The organism is Ruegeria sp. CK1 (assembly GCF_056536545.1).
This window is the reverse complement of sequence record NZ_JBQFPX010000024.1, coordinates 1-4,342: the sequence shown is the minus strand read 5'-3', so window position 1 is coordinate 4,342 and position 4,342 is coordinate 1. Positions and strand designations below refer to the sequence as shown.

Genomic DNA, 4,342 nt, shown 5'->3' with positions numbered 1-4,342 from the left:
AGAACCGTATTCCTTGGCTATCCATTGAGGACGATCTACCGCGAATTCGAACCGAAGACGATGCTGTCCTTTCTGAACGTTGGGCCGCCGCCGGTGAAGACAAGGGAGGGCCACCACGTCGAACAGCGGCCGAACGTCTTCGCTTCACTCAGATGAAAGTTAAATAAACTGATATAGCACGCGCCGCTGGATCTCCATTGGTCTCGCGCCGATCCTCGCAGCTATTGTAGATGCACCATTTCTGTTATGCAGAAATATCAAGTTGGCCGTCAGCAAACCGTAAATGCAGGAACGAGATAAAACGTCCGCTAAGCCGCCTCGGCGGACCTTAGTCCTGAGCGCAGCCAATGGCCGCATTCGAGCCTTTTTGCCGGATTGCTGCTCCGCCGCGAATGTATGGTTTCTGACTTCGCGGATGACACTCACGCCCCTCATCCATTATCCTTCGCTTACGTAGTGAGGAGCAAGTGCTATGGGCACCTTGATCGTTACCGAAGCCGAGTTAAGAAGTTGCCTTCCGATAGACCAAGGGGCACTCGAAGCAACCGAACTGTCCTTTTCATGGATTTCGGAAGGGCGCGTTTCGATGCCTCCGGTAATGCATATCGACATTGATGAAGATAGTGCCGTCGATACGAAAGGTGCATGTGTTGATGGCCTTGAGCATCTTGCGGTTAAAGTTGCCACCGGCTTCTTTCGGAATCCGCAGATCGGACTGCCTAGTTGCAGCAGTATTATTGCTTTGATGAACGCAAAGACTGGTGCCTTTGATTGTATTTTTCTGGACAACGGGTACTTGATGAACCTGCGCACCGGACTTGCCGGTGCGGTGGCCGCCAAACATCTAGCACCCAAGAAAGTCACTACCGTCGGTGTGGTCGGCACCGGCGTGCAGGCGCGATATCAGATCGAAAGCCTAGCCCTGGTGCGTGGGTTTGTCCGCCTGATTGTTTTCGGGCGCAGTGCAGCGTCTGTTTCGAACTACTGCTCCGAAATGTCGGATAAGCTCGGAGTTCCGGTGGAACCTTGCCAGTCTCTCTCGGAGTTGGTGACCGCTGCGCAGATTGTCGTCACCACGACACCTGCGACAGAATCTATCATCATGGCCGAGTGGCTCCACTCCGATTTGCACATCACTGCTATGGGGTCTGATCTGCCGGGCAAACATGAACTACACCCGAAAGTACTTGAGCGTGCGGAGGTTTTGGCTTGCGATGTGTTTGATCAGTGCGTGATAGGTGGTGAGCTCCAGAATTTGGGCGACGCCAGCAGAAAGATTATAGAACTTGGTGAGATCATTTCAGGAACAGAACAATTTTCGCGACCAACTGGTGCCGTGACGATCTGCGATTTGACGGGAACCGGCGCACAGGACACTGCAATCGCCGTAGAAGCTTTTTACCGTGTAAAGGCCGCCAAGTTGGGCACTTCGCTCTGAAGATTAGTGGAAGCGGACATCCGCGACCATGCACCGAACGGCAGCTTCGTCTGCAGAGCGGTCATTAGTGAAAATTCTGCGAACGTCTGCACCGAGCCCAAAGCGGACTATGTCTGTCGGCTTCAAGTCGTTAGAGTTCGGTACGTAGTTTCCGAAGTGCTGCGAACGTGAAATTCGTTGGAGGCTAATATGATTACACTTAAACCACCGTTGAGGCTCGCTGACGAAACGGATGCTAGTGAACTCGCCGATTTGGTGAACTTTGCCGGAGAGGGCTTGCCTCATTACATCTGGAAAGGCCTTGCAGAAGACGGACAAGACGCATGGGAGGTAGGCCGTGCGCGGCAGGCCAGCAAAGCGCGCGATGGTCAAATAGTCGTCGTAGACCACGGAGCTGGCGCAGTTGCTAGCCTAACCGGTTATGCGATCGGTTCAGAGCCAGTTGAGATTGGGAAAGATTTCCCAGCGCTTTTCCGTCCGTTTCAGGAACTGGAGAACAAAGTAACTGAAAGTTGGTACGTGAATGTCTTGGCTTGCTACCCCGATCATAGGGGAAAAGGGCTTGGCTCGCGCCTGCTTGGCATCGCTGAAAAGATAGCACATTCCGAAGGACTGAACCGAATGAGCGTAATAGTGGCTGACAACAACATCAGTGCTCGAAGTTTGTATGAACGCATCGGCTACCACGAAATAGCATCTGCACCTTGCGTAAAAGAAGACTGGGAAACTGAGACAGAAAACTGGATGCTGCTGTCAAAGTCGTTGCCGTGAATGATGCCGCAATAGTCTTCATTGCAATCGTTCACGCGGAGTACCGAAAATGTTCATAACGAGCCCAAAGCTGCCCTGATAAATAATGCATCTTTTTGCTTGCGGCTTCTGTGGGTAGCAGGCTTTAGATAAAGTTGCATCAGAAAATCGAACGACGGCAATGAGGTACATAGCTGCAGTTCGGTTTTAAACCTCAGCGCTCGTAAACCATTTAGGTCTCTATGCTTGGATGGGCTTGCTTGGCAACCCTATCGCCTCTCTGATGTGGTCAGGCAAATGCAGATTCTGTGCTAAGATATCCGCTTTTTCCAACAGTTTTTCCGCACGTTCTGCGGCGCTTTCCGCTTTGGCGTGCATTCCCGACTTCTTGAGTATCCATGCCTTCACTAACCAGAAGTGTCTGCAGTAGGGACGCATTTCAGTCGCGTCTGAAATTGCTTCGATCGCGAGTTGCTTATCACCTGCCATCATGTGGGCAATCGAAAGAGGATAAAGCCGGTACGGAAGAAACGGATCCTCGGTGGAACGACTCGCGGCCTTCGCTAAACTCTTCCGAGCGGCTTCCCAGTTGCCGGCAATAACTTCGGTGTAACCGCTGGCCTCCATACCCAAAACGTAGCTGGGATTCAGTCGGAATATCCTATCAATGTCCTTCCGGGCGCCATGCAGATCACCCGCGAGGCGCGCGCGCACTTGCGCCCTCGTATACCAGCAGTAGTCAGAGCGAGGCGCGGACTGAACAGCCTTGTTCGAAGATTCAATGATCCGTACACGCAAATCAGGATCAGCCTCGCGATAGCATGCTTCTAAAGGGTACAGTTTGGCTTCACACCACATTGCAAGCCCGGAACCGTTCTCGGGATCAAGTCGAAGCGCTCGCTCCAGCAATTTACCCGCATGATTATAGTCCTCGACGGTGGCACGGTAAAACAGCATTGCCGCTCGGGATCTCAACTCACTTGGGCTCAATTGATCGTCTGGAATATCATTAAGCCGGTCACCGTCAAACGCATTGATTTGCAGACGTAAATCGTCTGACAACTGTTCTGCAGCCCGGTCGCTTAATTCAAACAAATCCTCTGAATCTCCGTTTAAGAAGCGCGACCAGGTCACCTGTCCATCTCCCAACCGGGTAAGGCTGGACGATATCCTTGCTTCGGTCTCCCGGCAGCGCAACCTGCACCTCAGGCTGTAAGTTGCCTTGGTCTCGGATGTTGAATCTGTTGCAATCACACGAACACCGGTGCGGCGCGAAAGACTGTGGACCAGCTGCTCCTGCAGGTCAGCGCAAACCTCAAGCGTCTCTCTCGTTTCGGGAGCACTTGTGACCGGTTCGACTGCAATGGAAGGCAATTCGGTAAGTTCAATTTCACGCGGCGTGGCGGGCCGCCACTGAAACCCATTCACCGGGTTAGCAACGTTCTTTAAATCGAACCTACCCGCATCGCTGAAACCCACTGAGAGCTTTTCGTCCAACTGCCGCTTGAGATCTTCGGAGATCATCACGCCACCGGGTGGCGCCTCGGTTTGCAGGCGCGCGGTGATGTTTATTCCGGCGCCATAAGTGTCGGCCTCGTCTTGAACGATCTCCCCAAGATGCGCTGCCATCCTCAGTCTGATTTTTTCATGATCGACCAATGCCAATTGTACAGATTGAGCTGTTTCGATTGCCGCTGATACTGATGGAAAAGCAATTATCCATCCATCACCCATACGCTTAAGTATCTCGCCGCCTCTTTGTAAGGCTTCTGGTTCCAGTAATTTATCACGAAGGTCTCGGACCAGCTCGATTGCGAGCGCCTGATCCGCCTCCATTGCGGACGTATAGCCGACCAGGTCGGCCATCAAGATCACAGCAAGGCGAGCTTTCATAAAGCGAGGTTAAGACAACGTTCAAGCATTGTCATCTTTTGAAAGCGGACGATTCAACCTTGATACATCATCACATCGATGCAGCGAATGACGGCTTTGTCCGCGATACGGACGTTGCCCCAACATTGGCGAACGTTCGTTGTTGTGACAACAGGCACACGTACAGCACTGACTGCAGTACAAATCGGGCAGACCACCGTAGACTTCAGTCATTTTGGCAAAGTAGCACTTCAAATCGACGCATAATACTCTCACCTAAAA

The 4,342-nt window shown here is 52.3% G+C and carries 3 protein-coding genes; 2 read left to right on the top strand and 1 reads right to left on the bottom strand.

Annotated features, from left to right (window positions below):
* The first annotated feature begins 472 nt into the window (after positions 1-472).
* Both ACR0L3_RS20605 and ACR0L3_RS20600 read left to right on the top strand, forming a co-directional pair.
* On the top strand, positions 473-1,438 hold the full coding sequence (locus ACR0L3_RS20605; RefSeq protein ID WP_480747664.1) for an ornithine cyclodeaminase family protein: 966 nt from the start codon (positions 473-475) through the stop codon (positions 1,436-1,438).
* 189 nt (positions 1,439-1,627) lie between these two features.
* Positions 1,628-2,209: an N-acetyltransferase family protein gene (locus tag ACR0L3_RS20600; protein ID WP_480747663.1), complete on the top strand. Its 582-nt coding sequence runs from the start codon at positions 1,628-1,630 to the stop codon at positions 2,207-2,209.
* 219 nt (positions 2,210-2,428) lie between these two features.
* Here ACR0L3_RS20600 and ACR0L3_RS20595 read toward each other — a convergent pair whose 3' ends face one another.
* Positions 2,429-4,054, bottom strand: coding sequence for a hypothetical protein (locus ACR0L3_RS20595; protein ID WP_480747662.1), 1,626 nt, complete (start codon positions 4,052-4,054; stop codon positions 2,429-2,431).
* Positions 4,055-4,342: the final 288 nt, after the last annotated feature.

Coding starts and splice junctions, on each gene's coding strand:
- ACR0L3_RS20605 (WP_480747664.1), top strand. CDS start 473: ATGGGCACCTTGATCGTTACCGAAGCCGAGTTAAGAAGTTGCCTTCCG.
- ACR0L3_RS20600 (WP_480747663.1), top strand. CDS start 1,628: ATGATTACACTTAAACCACCGTTGAGGCTCGCTGACGAAACGGATGCT.
- ACR0L3_RS20595 (WP_480747662.1), bottom strand. CDS start 4,054: ATGGCCGACCTGGTCGGCTATACGTCCGCAATGGAGGCGGATCAGGCG.